The sequence below is a fragment of the Epilithonimonas hungarica genome (assembly GCF_900102265.1).
GTDB lineage: Bacteria > Bacteroidota > Bacteroidia > Flavobacteriales > Weeksellaceae > Epilithonimonas > Epilithonimonas hungarica.
The window spans coordinates 337,934-356,360 of record NZ_FNBH01000002.1 but is presented as its reverse complement, the minus strand read 5'-3'; the positions used below and the strand labels follow the sequence as shown (position 1 = coordinate 356,360).

The window sequence follows — 18,427 nt, the reverse complement described above, 5'->3', positions numbered from 1 at the left end:
TTTCAAAAAAATGGTATGATTGCTTTATCATTTCTACTTTCGCAACTAAGTTTTGGACAACAAAGTATTACGTCTTTAAGCACAGAAGTGAGTCAAAACTTTGATGGTATTGGTACATCTGGTACAGCAACACTACCAACGGGTTTTAGAGTAAATACTACTGCAAACTGGAATACAGGGACTACTGCTACAACGCAAGTTGGAGGTACATCAGGCACGGGAGTACTGACTGGGACTTCATCAGGTGGTACATATAACTTTGCAAACGGAATAGCTGCTTCAGCTACAGACAGGGCGGTGGGTTTTATAACTTCAGGAAGTTATTCGATTCCGAGATATATTATCTATGCATTTACTAATAATACAGGCGCTACTGTAGGTTCGGTAACAATAAACTATGACTATGAAAAATATAGAACTGGTACAAATGCACGAGATTTTAATTTTTATCATGGAGCTACGGCTACAGCTGTCAACACTGCTGTAACAAACGGGAACCAGGCATACGCTGCTGATGGAGCTAATGCGGTAGTGAATCCCCCTACAACTGTGGCTAAATCATTTACGATTACGAATCTTTCAATAGCAAATGGAACTACTCATTATTTGGCTTGGGCATATACAGGTTCGGCTGCTGGAAATGCTCAAGGTCTAGCATTGGATAATTTTAAAATTACGCTTAATCCAGCCAAAACGACACCAACTATTTCTGGTACTGGTTCCGCAACTAATATAACATATGGGCAAACATTAGCCTCTTCAACAATCAGTGGGTTTACGGCAAGTGTACCAGGAACGTTCGCTTTCACAACGCCAACTACTGCTCCTAATGCAGGTACCGCAAGCTATGGTGTGACTTTCACGCCAACAGATACGGCTAATTATAACAATGCCACAACTACGGTAAGCGTTACTACTGTTCCGGCGACGCCAACTGTTACCGCTACAGGAACAACAACATATACTTATAACGGTGCTGCCCAAGGCCCTGCGTCTGCCACGAATACTGGTACTGGTAACAGCTATACTTATAGCTATTCGGGAACGGAGAACGGAGGTGTTACTTATGGGTCAACTGCTACTAGTCCAACTAATGCTGGTGAATATCAGATGATTGCGACTGTTGCAGCGTCTGGAAACTATGGGTCGGCAAGTTCTTCGCCTTTGGCGTTTACGATCAATAAAGCAAGCTCTACTATTAGCGTTACAGGAGATAATTCATATGCATTTAATGGAAGCGAGCATGGACCAACAACTTACGACCACACTGGATCTTCGGGGTCGGTAACCTTCCATTATACTGGTGTGGGTTCTACAAGCTATGTAGAGAGTACAACAAGGCCAACGGCTGTTGGAACTTATAAAGCAGTTGCCACATTAGCAGCTGACAATAATTACGCAAGTGCAGTATCAGATGACTTTAATTTTCAGATAACATCTGTTCCGGTACCGCAGATCACCAGTCCATTGACATGGTCTATGACCTATGGCATAACGGCTACAACGTATACTGTGACGGCTTCCAATAATCCTACATCATTCGGTGTTTCCGGGTTGCCGGCTGGATTAAGCTACAATTCTACAACTCACGAAATCACAGGGACTCCGGCTGTTGCGCCAGGTGATTATGATGTTGCGCTGACGGCTACTAATGAAGGTGGAACAGGTGATGAGGCAACTTTGGTGATTACGGTAGCTCAAAAAGAGGTGACGATTTCTAATCCGGTAGTTTCAGATAAAGTCTACGATGGTAATACTACAGCTATATTAACAGGTACAGCGAATGGTTTTATAAATGGTGATGATGTAGACTTATCGTTATCTGCTCATTTCGATGATGCGAATGCGGGTCAGGATAAGCCGGTAACTTCTACAAGCACATTGACGGGAACTATGGCTGGTTATTATACATTGACGCAACCGACCGGCTTGACTGCTGATATTGCAAAGGCGACGCCTACTGTAGTGGTCACAGGAAGTAATTCTTATACATTTAACGGTCTAGCTCAGGGGCCTGCTACTTCTACAGTGACGCCTTCTGCTGCTGGAACCGCAACTTATTCCTATTCCGGTACAGAAAACGGAGGCAATACGTACGGTCCATCTGCAACCAGACCAACCAATGCAGGTTCGTATTCTGCTATAGCTACAGTAGCTGAAAGTTCCAACTACAATACGGCTAGCTCTACAGCGTTTGCATTTACTATAGCCAAAGCTGATCAGGCATTGACAGGATTCGGAAGCAATATCACAAAACTATCTACGGATGCGCCTTTCAACTTACCTGCTGCTGTTACCACAACTGGCGGACAAACTGTAACTTATGCTATAACTGATACACCAAATGCTGGCGTAGCTACTGTTTCAGGAAATACGGTGACAATTACCGGGGTCGGGACTACAGGAATCACCGCACATGCGGATGCAAATGCAAACTATAATGCATACGATGCAAGTATCAGTCTTACAGTAAACTTTGATACATCATTGGTTCCTGTGGCAAATGCTGCAACCAATGTATTGGGAACGGGATTTGTTGCTAACTGGAACTCTGTTTTGGATGCGGATAGCTACAAATTGGATGTTTATACTAAAGAAACTGCTTCTACACCGGTTAATACAGATATAACTCAAGCATTTAGCAGTTATGGATTTGTGAATGCTGAAACCTTCCCTGATGGTATGATAGCGAATGGCCAACTATCGTTTACTACTGAGACCAATGAGTCAGGAACTGATCCGGCCTATTTTACAACTGGTCCTGGAATTAGATTGTATGGTAATACCTCTAATGGAAATGGAAATACATTTACTCTTAATATTAGCGGAGGAGTAACGGTTACCGGAATAGAATTTGAAAGAGGCACCGGCAGTCAGGCTGCATCTTACAGCTACTTTGTAGATGGATCAACATCGGCTGCAGGTACCGGTTCTTTCCCGGCAGGTACAGGAACTACTGTGATTTCTGGACTTTCAGCGGTCTCTAATGTTAAAATAAAAAATACAAGTACTGTTGCTAGTTCTGCACCACGTCTAAGCAGTATTAAAGTTTACTACACTTATAACGAAACAAGCACAACCCAAGTGCTGATTCCTGGTGCGCCATTTAATATACCGGCTCAGGAGCCTCAGCCTTCTGTGTACACCAGGGTTTTTGATAATCTGAATCGTAATACACAGTATTACTATGTGGTCAGAGCGGTTAATGGTTCTAATGAGACTGCAAATTCTAATGAAGTAGCAGTGAAAACTACCAATGCAGTGGTTTGGGATGGCTCTGGCTGGAGTAATGCTAATGTCGGTCCTGATGAAACGCTTGATGCGGAGATTATTGGAGCTTACACAAATAACACTAATTTTGAGACTAAGAATCTGACTATCACCAGTACAGGTTCACTCACGATCCAACCACAACAGGATGTTGTCGTTTATGGAAACATTATACTTCCTGCTGATAACAAATTAGTTCTTGAAAGTGATGCTAACCTGGTGCAGAAGTCATCAGGTGCAGATGCCAATCCTACTAATTATTCTATTATTGTAAAAAGAACGGCGACAATGCCAAAGATGGGTTATACTTTCTGGGGCTCTCCGATAAGCGGTCAGAATCTTTACAGTTTCTCCGAAGGTTACAACCAATCCGGTGGTAACACTGGAGATGGAACACCATGGAACAGATTCTATATATATAATGAGTCCAATGATTATTTTGTAAGCGCGGGACTGAATTCTCAATCAGTTTTTGAAACAGGTAGAGGATATGCAATACGAGGAATGAACAAGTTTGATGTTGACCCGGCGAACGAATTCCTGTTTACAGGTAAAATCAATAATGGTGTTCTTTATTCACAGGCTCTTAGTAATTCTTGCGCTTCTGAAGAAGGCTGTGAAAAAGGATATAATTTGGTAGCTAATCCTTATCCGTCTAACATAAGCTTTGATAATCTGTATAATGCAAACTCATCTAAAATCTATGGAACGGCTTATTTTTGGACCAATAATGATCTTACAGTAACACAGCAGGCAGGGAATAACTATACAGGAAATAATTATGCTATATACAATCTGAGTGGTGGAACAGGTGCGGTGGATCCGGACCCTAGCGTTCCGGAAGATTATGAAGGAATACCAAATGGTGTTTTGAAAGTAGGACAAGGCTTCATTGTGAAAGCTAAAGTTGCAGGCAAAGGACAATCGTTGGAATTCAATAATGATATGAGAATAGGTTATGATCCGAATGCTGTTTTCTACAACAGTAAAAAAGCGAATAGGAACCGTTTCTGGTTGACATTTACCTCGCCGGCCAATGTTGGCAACACTATTTTGGTGGCTTATGTCCCTGAGGCAACTAACGGTTTCGAGATCAACTATGATGGAGAATTGTTTGTGATCGGTTCTGATGCGTTCTATTCTACATTAGGAAGCAGAAAACTGGCTATCCATGGTAGAGCAGAGTTCAATTCAGAGGATAAAGTGGCACTAGGAAATGTTTATTCTAAAGATGGAGAATACAAAATTTCCATCAAAAATAGAGAAGGTATTTTCGATGGCTCTCAAAATATTTATCTAAAAGATAAAGTTCTTAACAAAGTCGTGAATTTGTCACAAGGAGATTATGCCTTCCAAGGAGTAAAGGGTACAGATGAAACACGTTTCGAAATTATCTACAAAGAAGATGCTGTTCTTGCTACGGATGCTGCTGCGAAATCTGATTTCGTTGTTTACAAAGATGGAAACAGCTATGTGGTCACTTCTTCTAAGAAGTTAGGGAAAGTAGAGTTGTATGATACAGCTGGAAGATTGATGAAGGCGTTGAGTACCAATGAAACAACCGTAAGAATTGATGTTTCTGCATTCTCTAATGGAGTTTATATATTGAAGGTTGAAAACTTAGGAGATGTAAAAACTAAAAAAATAGTAAAATAATATTATTTTTAAATAATCAGCAAAAGACACCATTTATGGTGTCTTTTTTTTATTCATAATTTCAAATTTTTATTTTAAATATAATTTATAAAATCCTTTATTTATTGTATAATTTAAAATATTATAAATTTTTTACCAGTATATTTAAAAAATAATTAATTTAGCGGGCTGATTTGAATGGATCTGATTTTTTTGATTCTAAATCAAAGCAGGCTGTGAAATTATTTTTAATGAAATCCTTATGAATAGGGTCTTTCATTAGAATCTAAAAAAAATAAATAGAAACATAATATGAAAAAAAATTTACTGAATGACCAGGTCTTGGTTCATTTTCTAAAACGGTATCTGTTCTTTGCCGTTTTGTTTTTTACGATCGGAGTCTGGGGGCAGGTAAGTATAACTTCATTACCACAGACCTATTCTCAGGATTTTAATGGCTTAAGTACTACGGCAACAACTTTTACAAATAATACAACTTTAACTGGTTGGTACATTAGCTCTGGTACTTTGCCGGTTTCAGACGGAAATGCCAATTCCAATAGCTGTTACAATTACGGTACGAGTAGTGCTTCAGATAGAAGTATTGGTGCTTTGTCAACTTCTACAACTCATAATTTTGGAGTAAGAATCAAGAATAATTCAACTGTAGCAATTGCGTCATTTGATATAGCTTTTAATGGTGAACAATGGAGGCAGAACTCAACTGCTCAAACTCTTGTTTTTGAATATCAAATAAGCTCTAGTGCTATTACAAGTTTAACGAGTGGAACATGGACAGCTGCATCATCTTTTGATTATACTGGGATCAATACTGGGACAGCGGGGCCTTTAGATGGAAATCTTACAGCCAACAGAACTGCAAAATCAGGTACTTTAACAGTAAATGTTCCTGCAGGTTCGGAAATTTTTCTGCGATGGACTAAGTCAGGTTCGTCAAGTCCCGGATTAGCAATTGATGATTTGTCTATTACTGCACGAGCAGCAGGTATCACTTCGGCGCAAACTGGAAACTGGGCAGATGGCACTACGTGGGTTGGAGGAGTTGCTCCGACATCTTCTCAAAATGCTGTCATTGCTTCCGGTCATATTGTTACAGTTGCTTCTGCAGTTACACGTAATAGTGGGACATCGACTACGGTGACAGGAACATTGGCTGCTGCAGCTACATATACCAATGATGGTACAACTACAATCAATGGAACTTTCCAGATCAATGCTGGTGGTTATGCTAACGGAACTACTAATTTAACTTATGGGACGGCTGGAACTTTGGTGTTTAATCATTCCAATAGTACTGACTATGGTGTGAGTGGTGGAAGTTACTGGCCGATTACGAATGGTCCGGTTAATGTTACTTTGAATGCTAATAGTCCTATAAGCTTAGGCTTTGCGAGAACTGTAACAGGAGTATTCGCAACTTCTGCTGCCTTGACTGGTGCATCCAATCTTACGGTCAATGGGACTGATCAGATCAATAGTACATCGGCATCTTTTGATTCAGCGGTAAATTATGGGGCTTCATCTACGTTGGTATATAATTCAGGTTCTACTTTTAACAGAGGTAATGAGTGGAATAATAACCCAAATAGTGTTACTATTCAAAATAATACAACGCTTAATTATCCTAATGGCTGGGGAGCAATCACAAGAACCTTGAATGGGAATCTTACTGTGGGTACTGGTTCAGCTTTATATATGGATTGGGGTTCACCATCTCCGGGGGTTGGCACTTTGACCGTTAAGGGAAATGTTTTGGCAAATGGAAATATTTCTTTAGGAAATCAGCCTGGAGGTGATCTTGTAATTGGTGGCAACTTCATAAATACAGCTACTTTCAATGCGAATGGAAGAAAAGTTACATTCAATGGTAGTGCGGGCCAATCTATTACAGGAGCAACATCATTTGCATATTTAGAATATAATAGTACTGCGGGGACTAATGTGCTTACTATTAATAATGACATAACAGTTAGTAATGAACTGAGATTTACGACAGGTCTTGTAAGCTTGGCTTCTGGGGTTAATGTAAATATTGCAAACAATGCATCCATAGTTGCGACATCTGGTAACTTCAATAGTGCAAGTACTAATGGAACAATCAATTTCCTCGGAACAGGAACTACAACTGGTACTATTAATTTCTATCCTTCTGTTGCACAAACTCCAAGTGGTTTGTTGGGGGTATCGTATTCTACGGGTACAACGATTCAAAATGTATTAACACTTAATAGTAACAGCTATGTTACCAGTGCGCCAAAATATGCTACAGGTTCTACCTTGGTCTATAACAACACCGGAACTTATGCTAGGGGAGTTGAGTGGGGCTCAGTAGGAACAACTTTCCCTGCGAACGGTTATCCTCATAATGTAACAATACAGAATGGGACGGCACTTAATATAGAAACTGGCTTGACGGGAACTTTGAGAGCAAATGGTAATCTTAATCTCGGGGTTGCTACAAGTGCAGGAAGCTTGAGTATGCAGAATACAGGTAATGCTCTAGAAATAAAAGGAAATGTAAACTTAGGTAATTCTACAGGAACTTCTACGTTGACTTTATCAACAAATGTTGGAGGGGATCTTTCAGTTGCTGGTAACTGGGTAAAGAATGCGACCAATGGTGTTTTGGTTAATAATAATAGAGCTGTGGCCTTTAACGGAACATCGGCTCAAACCTTAACCGGAGCCACTACTTTTGATTATCTTACAATCAATAATTCTGCAGGGCTTACGTTGAATAATGCAGTTAATGTAAACCAAACCCTTAATTTGACATCAGGGAAAATAACGATAGGAAACAATGACCTTACAATTGCTTCCACAGGAAATATCAATGGCAATAGTAATTCTAGTTATGTTGTTACTTTGGGGACTGGGCAACTGAAAAGAACTGTAGGTCCAAGCGCTACGGTTTTTCCGGTTGGTTCCGCAAGTGCGTATAATCCTATTACATTTACCAACGTGGGGACGTCGGATGTTTTTGGAGTGATATTGACATCAGGAACTGTCCCAAATGTTCAAGATGCAACAAGTACTGTGAATGATAGATGGCTTGTTTCAGAAGCGACTGCTGGCGGTAGTACTTTGACAGTTGTTCCTCAATGGAGCACTTCCGACCAAGGGATTAATTTTGCTTCTGGTAATCAAACATATGTTGGATTTTATAATGGAACATCTTGGACGCAAAATGCAGCTACAGTTTCCGGTTCTAATCCTTATACGGCTACTGGAGCATCTGCGTTTTCACCATCAGTATTATCAGGAACGCAATATTTTGCTATAGGTAAGGATAATGCTTTTATCTGTGGAACAACTCCCATTGCTTATTCTCAAGGATTTAATTCTACAACGATTCCAACTTGCTGGAGTACAACAATTATCCCAACCAGTACACAGACTGGTACTAAAATATCATTTGTTACAAGTTCAACCAACCCAAACCCGGGTTTACAGGAAGGGACTCATTTTGTGAGATATAATTCTTACTCCAATGGTAATGGAGGAGCGGGATCTGAGGAGAGATTAGGAAGTAATCCATTGTCATCTATTGGGATTGCGAGCGTTGATGTAGAGTTTTACATGTATAATGATAGTGGTTATAGCGATAAATTAACAGAGGGAATTCAAGTTCAATATTCATTAGATGGTACAAATTGGACAGATGTTTCAGGTGCATACTTTCAAAGATATGCAACCTCTAATGCTTGGAATCTTAAAAAAATTACATTACCAGTTGCTTGTGCAAATGCAACGAAGTTCTATGTTGGGTTTAAATTTCGCTCAGAATATGGTAATAATATTTATTTAGATAACGTAGTGGTTAAACAAAGTCCACCAACATTATTTGTAAATGGTACTTCTTCTGCTACTTTAAGTTTTGGAACAAATGATATCGGTTCTACGGTTACAGCTCAGACATTCAGTTTGTCTGGTGCAAATCTTACCGGAGCTCCTTCAAATGTGACATTAACCGTTCCTTCAGATTTTCAGATATCTTCGGATGCAGGAACAACTTGGGGTAGTTCGGTAACTGTTCCTTATGCAACATCCACCTTGGCTGCTCATGATATTTCTGTAAAATATATCCCTACGACTTGTGGAAATGCTTCTTCGGGTACAATTACTTTCTCGGGAGGTGGTGTTTCAACTTATCCTGTGGTTTCGTTATCAGGAACTGCGATATTGGCTAAACCTGTAACAAATGAAACCGATATTACGGCTACAACATTCACGGCAAACTGGAGTGCTGTGAGTGGGGCAAGTGGATACGAGTTGGATGTTTATAGAAAAACAGAAACCAATAAAACTTTATTTGAAAATTTTGAGACGGGATTACCAACCGGTTATACTACTGGAACGGCAACTTTAGGCACAGGTGTATGGAGTGGTGCTCGTTTTATTAAAGGGTCTACCCAGCCTAATAGTGGGTCATCCGTTTTACAGTTGGAAAGTTCATCCAACTCATATTTACAAACACCGGCTTTGGAAAATATATCCTCTATAAGTTTTTGGATGGCAGGAAGTAATGCCGCTGTTTCCTTAAAAGTTCAATATTCTTATGATGACGTAAACTGGTTGCCGGTTGATGCAACAACCCCAACGTATTATGGAGCAGTTACAAAACAATTATTCACAGTTAATTTAGCGGCTCCAATTCCAGGTTTGGCAAAAATCAGATTCTTAAGATTCGGGTCAGCTGTTTATATTGATGATGTGACAATTAATTATACCGAAACAACTTATGATCATGTATCCAATTATAATCCGTATGTGATAAGTGGAGGTGCAGTGGTTTCGCAACTTGTTACAGGATTAACTCCAAATACTCAATATTATTACAAAGTAAGAGCTACGCAGGGAAGCTGTAAATCTATAGATTCGGATGAAAGATCAGTTACGACCAACAATATTGTAATATGGACCAACAATGCCTGGACCAATGGTACAGGTCCAACTGCCAATTTGGATGCGATTGTTAGGGATAATTATTCAACATCTTCTACGGGAAGCTTCACTGCAAAGGACCTTACAGTTGAAGATACAGGTAAGGTGACGATCGGTTCAGGCGATTATGTGAAAGTGGAAGGTATCTTAACGGTAAATAATAATGTTGCTAAGGACAACTTTGTTATCTTGACTGGAGGTAATCTTTTACAAACAAGTACAGCGACAAATGATGTAAACGGAATCATTCAGGCACAGCGTTCAGTAGCTGATATTAATAATGATCTTAATACTGCTATGGATTATGTGTATTGGAGTTCTCCGGTAAGCGGGCAGGCAACAACTGGTTCAACTGGATTCTCTCCGGGAACGCCAGCTAACAGATTCTATGAATATAATGAGTCTAAAGATACCTTCAAGGCAACAATGGATGGTACGTTCGTATCTGGAAAAGGTTACGCCGTAAGAGCAGAAACAGGTTTAAATCCGGAAACAAATGCTAACTATATAGATGGTTATTCCAAGATTTACAAATTCAATGGAGTGCCAAATAATGGAGATATAAACATCAACCTAATACGTACCAACACAACAGGTAATACAGGAATAGGTTTTAATCTTGTTGGTAATCCTTATCCTTCCAATATGGACTTTAGGGAATTGTATGCAGCTAACAGTAGTGTAATATATAACACTGCATATTTCTGGACCAATAATGTCTTTGTGAAAACACAAGCGGGTACAGGTTATGCTCAAAATAATTATGCTGTATATAATGGTACAGGAGGTAATGCAGCGACGCAAGCGGCAGGCGGTTCTGGAGATACAACTGTTCCTGATGGATTAGTGAGTATCGGGCAGGGATTCATCGTTCAGGCAAAAAATCAAGGGACTTCCAGTTTAATGTTTAAGAATAGTTATTCTACAGGGCATGATTTGAGATTAGCTGGCACTAGCCATTTTTATCAAAAGCAATCATCGGAAGCTAAAAATCGTTTCTGGATAAAACTGAAAACGCCTAATGATCTAGTTAATACCCAGCTTATTGGTTATATGTCCGGAGCAAGTAATGAGTTTGAACAGGATTTTGATGCAGAGACATTGTCTACAAGCTCGGATGTGTTCTATTCAATTTTAGGAAGCAGACAATTGTTGATCCAGGGACGTTCTGAGAATTTTACCACAAATGATGTGGTTCCTGTCGGAGCAAACTTCTACCAAGATGGAATATATAGTATAGGTTTGGATAGGGTAGAAGGTATTTTCGAGAATGGACAAAAGGTGTATTTGAAAGATAATCTGTTGAATAAAGTTGTAGACCTCTCACAAGGAGATTATAATTTCTCAGCTAGTAAAGGTCTAAATAATACAAGATTTGAAATCGTTTATAAAGGAAATGACGTTTTAGGGGTTGATGGATTGTCTAAATCAGATTTCACGGTTTATAGAGATGGAGAGGTTTATGTGGTCCATTCAACAAAAAAACTGGGAAAAGTGGAAGTTTATGATGTATCCGGAAGAATGTTGAGAAGTTTCAATTCCGCAGAAACTATAATGAAAATTGACATGAGTGATGTTTCTAATGGAATATATATTATTAAAGTTGAAAACTCTGGAGATACGAAAACGAAAAAAATAATAAAATAGTTATTATATTATTCAAAAATTGAAGGTCAAAACATTTGTTTTGACCTTTTTTTGTTTTAACATTGAAAAATAAATTTTAATGTTTTAATTATCATTTGTTAATTTTATTTATAAATAGATTATTATATAAAATTATAAATATTATAGTGTTTTATAGTATTTTATGTGTTTTGTTGTAGTTTTGTAGGGGTTATGTTGATTTGATTTCATATAAATGATTTTTATAAGTAGGATATATTTATTTGTAATTATTAATATTTTTTATTTAAAAAATAATTTAATTGTTAATTAAATTCAAAAAAAATTATATTTTTGTTTGTTGATATTATTCTTCGTTTTTAGAAGATTTGTTTAAAATTAAAAAACACAATCCTATGATGAAAAAATTTACTCTATTCACAGAGAGAGCGTTTTCTTGCTTTTTAAATTTTAAAATTGCTTTGGTTTATGTACTTGTTTCTTTCATGACGTTGATACAGGCACAGACGACGGTTACAATTGGAAGCGGAACTAATGTTGGAGGTAAACTTCCTGTAGTACCATTTTATGGATATTCATTTTCGGAACAGATCATTCCCAAGGCCGAAATCAATACCAGTGGAATGTCAATAACAAAGCTTAGATTTTATTCTAATGGGACTGTGTTGACCAATTCTAATAACTGGACAATTTATTTGGGGCATACTACAAAAACTAGTTTTACATCTAATACCGATTGGATTTTAGCTAGTGGTATGACACAAGTTTACTCGGGAACAGTATCTGCGTCACCTTCTGCTGGATGGATGGAGATAGCATTAACAACAGCCTTTCCATATAACAATACGGATAATCTCGTGGTTGCTGTTGATGAGAATGCGGCAGGATTTTACTCTACAAGTACTAATCATTTTAGGATTTTCACACCTACTTCTCCTAGTCCGACAACCAATTCTTCTATTTATTATCAAGATGATACTACTAATCCGGATCCGGCAAGTATTATCTTGACGGGAACACGGGTTAACTATAGAAATCAAATGCAATTGGTTTTTGAAAATGTCGCAGCATGTACAACACCATCGGCTCAGCCAACTGCTCTTTCTTTCGGAACAACTTCAGCAACTTCTATCGCAGGATCCTTTACTGGTGTTTCAAGTCCTAATACTCCAAGTGGGTACATGATAGTAAGAAGCACAAGCGCAACTGCACCAACACCAGTCAATGGGACAACATATGCAGTGGGTTCTACCGTATTGGGAACAGGTACCTATGTGGTGCAGAACTCGACCGCCACATCTTTTACGGATTCCAGTTTAACTAGCAATACAAGATATTATTATTATGTATTTTCCTATAATAATTCTTGTACAGGGGCGCCATATTATTTGACTGCATCTCCCTTGACTGGAAATAAGATGACTTGTGTAGCCGCCCCAACAGCAGCGACCACCCCTGTTACTAGTATTACCAGTAATTCCGCCACTGTTAATTGGGTTGCATCAGTGGCTGGTGGCTCTGCGGGAACAATTAACTATACTGTGGAGGTTTATACGGATTCAGGTTATACCACGGCTATTCCGGGTTCTCCGTTTAATGCAGGGACTTCTACGGCACAAAGTATTACATTCTCAAACGCTGCAACAACTTATTATTATAGAATAAAAGCAAATAATGGTAGTTGTGACAGTACCTATCTCACAGGTAATTTTATTCCTGTTTGTGCAGCCCCTGCTTCGCTTGCTGCATCAGCTACTTCTACCGCAGCAGGTATTACTTCTGTTACTGGTAGCTTTACGGCTACAAGCAGTTCTCCAGCACCTACAGGTTATGTCGTTGTACGTTCTACATCCTCATCTTTGCCATCTTTGTCAGGAGGAGTTACTTATACAGTGGGAGCTAATATATCTGTTGCATCCAATGGTTATATAGAATATGTGGGAACAACGGCGGGTAGTTGGACATCATCAGGATTATCATCAGGAACAACGTATTATTATTTTGTTTTCTCTTATAATAATACAAGCTGTTCCGCTGGACCTCTGTATTCTGCATCGGCGACACAGACGAACGCGGCTACGAATGCATGTCCATCTTTCAGTTCGGTGATTTCAATAGGGGGAAGTACAACAACTCCTGGTAGCCTTTATCCGACATTAACTGCGGCTATCACGGATCTTTCGGTTTGTGGAATTACTCAGGCGACGACTTTATCCTTAAATAGTACTTATACATCTGCTTCGGAAACGTTTCCAATAGTGATACCAAGTATTTCCGGGACTAGCGCGGCCAACACACTTACCATAAAACCAGCAAATGGTGTAACTACAAATATTACAGGTTCAAATGCTGCAGCTATCTTGAAATTAAATGGAGCTGATTATGTTATTATTGACGGCAGTAATACAGTGGGAGGAACAACTAAAAATTTGACCATTACAAATAATAATACAGGTACATCGTCGGTGGTTGTATGGGTCGCAACAGCTTCTGCAAGCGATGGAGCGACTCATAATACGATTAAAAACATGATTATTAATGGTAATTCACGTGTAACAACTGCGGGAGGAATTGTATCTTCAAGTACAACAAGTATTTCCACCGCATCAGAAACAGATAATGCATATAATACTGTACAAAACTGTACAATCACTGGTTCTTTCATAGGTTTCGGAACTTATGGAGGTGCTTCTTTAGATACGGGTTGGACAATTACTGGTAACATTATTGGCTCCTCTACTAATTCTAGAGCTCATTATTTTGGTGTAGACCTTTATAATGCTAAAGATTTCACTATAAATAACAATATTATTTCCGGAATATTTGCTAATAATGCTAATAGTTCTAGCGTTAGCGCTATAGAAGCCTATGGAACTGTGAGTAATGGATCTATTTATGGTAATAAGATATCAGATGTTGCTAATGGCGATAATAGTGCTGGTTATTCTGGGAATGGTATATATCTAGAATCAACTAGCTCATCATCTAATGTTTCCGTTTATAATAATTTTATTTATGATGTCAAAGGAGTTGGTTATACTGGCTATTTTGCGGCTGTTGGGATTTGGGTAGGTTCCGGAGGAGGATTCAATATTTATAATAATTCGGTTTCTATCAATTCTTCTACTCAAGTATCTACAGGAGCGGCAAGTACAGGACTTCTGGTTAGTAGTGGCACTTCTAATTTGGATATTAGAAACAATATATTTTATAACTATGCTACGGTTGGTAGTAGATATGCGGTTTATTCAGCTGCAGCAAATACTGTGTATAACAATATTAATAATAATGATTATTATTCTGTAGGGAGTGTAGGTTATCTGGGTGCTGTACAAGCTACATTGGCAGCTTGGCAAATAGCTACGGGGAAAGATTCTAACTCTATTAATTCATTACCACCATTTGTATCTGCTACAGATTTACATATAGTAAGTTCCACTTGTACTGCTTTGGAAAGCGCAGGAACACCAATAGCAACTATCACGAAGGATATTGATAACGACGCAAGGTCGGCAACAGCACCTGATATTGGGGCAGATGAATTTAATGGAAATATTCCTCCCAAGGTTGCATCTGTGGTTGCTGGAAGTAATTGTGGTACGGGCGCTGTATCATTAACGGCCAACGGAAGCACTACTGGAGCTGCTATAACAGAATATAGATGGTATTCTGCGCTTACGGGAGGAACACTTGTGGGAACATCTAATACTAATGTTTGGGTTACGCCTTCCATTTCTGCAACAACCAATTATTATGTGGTTGCATATAATGGATGTGAATCAGAAACCAGAACTTTGGTAACTGCTACAATTAATCCTGCACCTACTGCCGTGTCTGTTGCAACAACAACATCTCCAGCAGGTGGTGATGCCTGTACAACAGACTATGTGAAATTAGAAGCAGCAGGAGGAGTAACCCCTGTTAGTAATCAATATGCATTCGGAACACAGGTGGCAACAAATAACACAACAACAAGTACGGCATTCCCAGCACCTTATACATTGTATTATGGAGGACAAAGAATGCAGATGTTAATTAGAGCCTCTGAACTTACAAGTGCTGGTTATTCTAATGGGTCTAAAATTACAAATATCCAGTTTCCTGTTGTTTCGCTTGGTGCGAACTGGGGATCAACAGTAACCTCTTGCAACAGTTTTCAAGTAAGTATAGGCACTACTACATTAAATACATTGACATCTTTCCAAGCTGGTCTGACTCAGGTTGTTTCACCTTCTAGCTTTACTCCGACAGTAGGTTACACAAATACGCATACTTTTAGCACGCCTTTTGTATGGAATGGAACTGATAATGTCATTATTGAAACAACATTTTCAAATAATATTACTGGTGTAACTGCAAATTTGGTGGCTCAGTATAATAGTCCTACAACTTATCAATCTACCATTGTTTATAGAGTTGATGCTGCAACAGCAGCGGCAGTCGCATCAGCTACAAGTGTTTCATATTCATATAGTGCACGCCCTGATTTTAAATTAAATGGAACAACAGATGTCCAGCAGGTATCTTGGACTCCAGCTACGGGATTATACACAGATGCCGCTTTAACAACACCTTATAGCGCAGGTGATTTTACTACAACATTATACGCCGCACCAAATGGAACCCAAGCTTACACGGCGAAAGCGACATTAGGAACCTGTGATAAAACAGCGGTTGTAAATGTTACAAAAAATAAGAGGGAATTTACAGGTAATGTTGATAATAGCTGGAACAACGCCAACAACTGGTATCCTAACCAAATTCCGGATAATAGCAAGTGTGCTAATATCCCTGCAGGTAAAACGGTTGTTATTGATACTAATGCTGAAACCAGCCATTTGATAATAGCAGCAACAGGTAAAACTACAATCTCAGCTAACAGTTCTTTGAAAGTTACCGATGCAATCAATATCACAAACAACGCCAGCAATGATAATCTTGTGCTGGAAAGTGATGCGGTATTGTTGCAAGATAATCCTAATGCTGTAAATACGGGGAATATATATGCGAAAAGAGATGTGAAGATGCGTCAGAAAGATTATACTTATTGGAGTTCGCCGGTACAAAATCAGGTATTGCTTAATACATCTGGAGGAGCATCTGGTCCATTATATACAATTGGAGGCTTCTCAGAAGGTACACCAAACAACAGGATATATCAGTATAAGGAACCTAATGATACTTTTGTTGCTACGGCAGATGCTAACTTTTTGAACGCCAAAGGATATGCAATAAGAGGCAAGGATTCATATGATATTTCTACTCTTACGACAGACAATACTTTGAAATTTGTTGGTTCCCCTAATAATGGTGATATCACTATTGCTATTCAGAAGTCTAAAAATACCACAAGTGGTGCCAATACTTATACACATGGATACAATCTGATTGGAAATCCATATCCATCAAATATAGACTTTATCAAATTCTATAATTTGGATCAAGGCAATGGTACAAAAAACAGTGACCTGATCAATGCCAAAGCTTGGTTCTGGACCAATATAACTACTGTAACCACTCAAGCAGGTTCTAACTATTCTGGTAATAACTATGCAACTATTACACTTTCCGGAGGAACACCTGCTACGGGAATAGATACAACGACGGGTACTCCGACGCCAAATGAATTTATAAAAGTAGCTCAGGGTTTTATTGTTGAGATGAAAGGAACAGCGCCTACAGGAAGCGCTCCTATTACCGGAACGTTGAAGTTTGATAATAGCATTAGAACCAATAATAATACAGGGCATTTTTATAACAATAACAAAACTGCAGAAAATGGAATTGACCGTTATTGGGTGAAGCTTATTTCTCCAGAAAATGTTGTGAATACTATTCTTGTTGCGCATATTGCTGCGGCCACCAACCAGTATGATGCAGATTATGATGCAGATCTGTTGACAGTAGGGGATGATTCATTCTATACAAAACTGGATGCGCATAAACTTCAGATCCAAGGCAGAAATGTGTTAGATGTTGAGGACATTATTCCTCTGGGAACTAAATATTCAACCAATGGAACCTATAAAATAGGACTTGGAAATAAGGAAGGTATTTTCAGTTCGGCACAGAAGGTATATTTGCATGATAAACTTGCGAATACTTATACGGACTTGATGGAGAAAGATTACACATTCAGCGCAAGTAAAGGTATAGATGATTCTAGATTTGAGCTGGTTTATAAGAATCAAGATGTTCTTGGTACAAATATTTCCACGAGATCAGATTTTACAGTATATAGAGATGGCAATTCTTATGTTGTCAAATCAACCAAAAAACTGGGCAAAGTGGAAATGTATGATACATCTGGGAGAATGATAAGAGCTTTCAAAACTCCAGAAACAATGATCAAGATTGACATGAATGATGTTTCCAATGGGGTTTATGTGTTGAAAGTGGAAAACGCCGGAGAAACAAAAACACATAAAATCATTAAATAATTTGAATATAATAGACATTAATATTAATTAATATAGAGATGTTTATAAATTTTTAAGATTTTTTTATATATTTACAACCTGAAAAATGTATCTATTTTTAAACTGCAAATGAAAAAATATTTAGCTTTAATATATCTGTCCCTGAGTGTTATGTCTTTAGCCCAATTTAAAGACAATGTGTTTGACCAGGAACAGTCCAAAGTTGGAAATGAATCTTCTCGAGATTTGAATGCTACTGCTCAAAGTGAGTCGGTTCAGACATTCGATCCTAATACAGATACATCTGATTCTCCTACAGAATCAATAGGTCCTGGTAACCCAGGTGAACCAGTTCCAATTGATGGGTATCTACCTTTTTTGTTGATAGGTAGTTTGGGATTGGTATTTTATTATCAGAGGAAAAATAAAAAAATCAATATTTAAATAACACAAATCCGGAATTCATGAATTTCGGATTTATTTTATTTGATAGGTATCCACAAGTAATTAAT

Annotated in this window: 4 protein-coding genes; all 4 read left to right on the top strand. The window is 38.4% G+C overall.

Features of this window, described 5'->3' with window-relative positions; genetic code table 11:
- Positions 1 to 15 precede the first annotated feature (15 nt).
- The 4 genes from BLT30_RS08820 to BLT30_RS08805 all read left to right on the top strand — a co-directional run bounded on the left by BLT30_RS08820 (position 16) and on the right by BLT30_RS08805 (position 18,359).
- Positions 16 to 4,926, top strand: a complete 4,911-nt coding sequence (locus BLT30_RS08820) for a YDG domain-containing protein (protein WP_175487164.1) — start codon at positions 16 to 18, stop codon at positions 4,924 to 4,926.
- Positions 4,927 to 5,217: 291 nt separating this feature from the next.
- A complete protein-coding gene (locus tag BLT30_RS08815; protein WP_089873207.1) occupies positions 5,218 to 11,517 on the top strand; it encodes a T9SS type A sorting domain-containing protein in 6,300 nt (2,099 codons plus the stop codon).
- 374 nt (positions 11,518 to 11,891) lie between these two features.
- Entirely contained in the window at positions 11,892 to 17,936 is a 6,045-nt protein-coding gene (locus tag BLT30_RS08810; protein ID WP_089873206.1) for an Ig-like domain-containing protein, read from the top strand.
- Between the two features lie 108 nt (positions 17,937 to 18,044).
- Positions 18,045 to 18,359: a hypothetical protein gene (locus tag BLT30_RS08805; RefSeq protein WP_089873205.1), complete on the top strand. Its 315-nt coding sequence runs from the start codon at positions 18,045 to 18,047 to the stop codon at positions 18,357 to 18,359.
- Positions 18,360 to 18,427 lie beyond the last annotated feature (68 nt).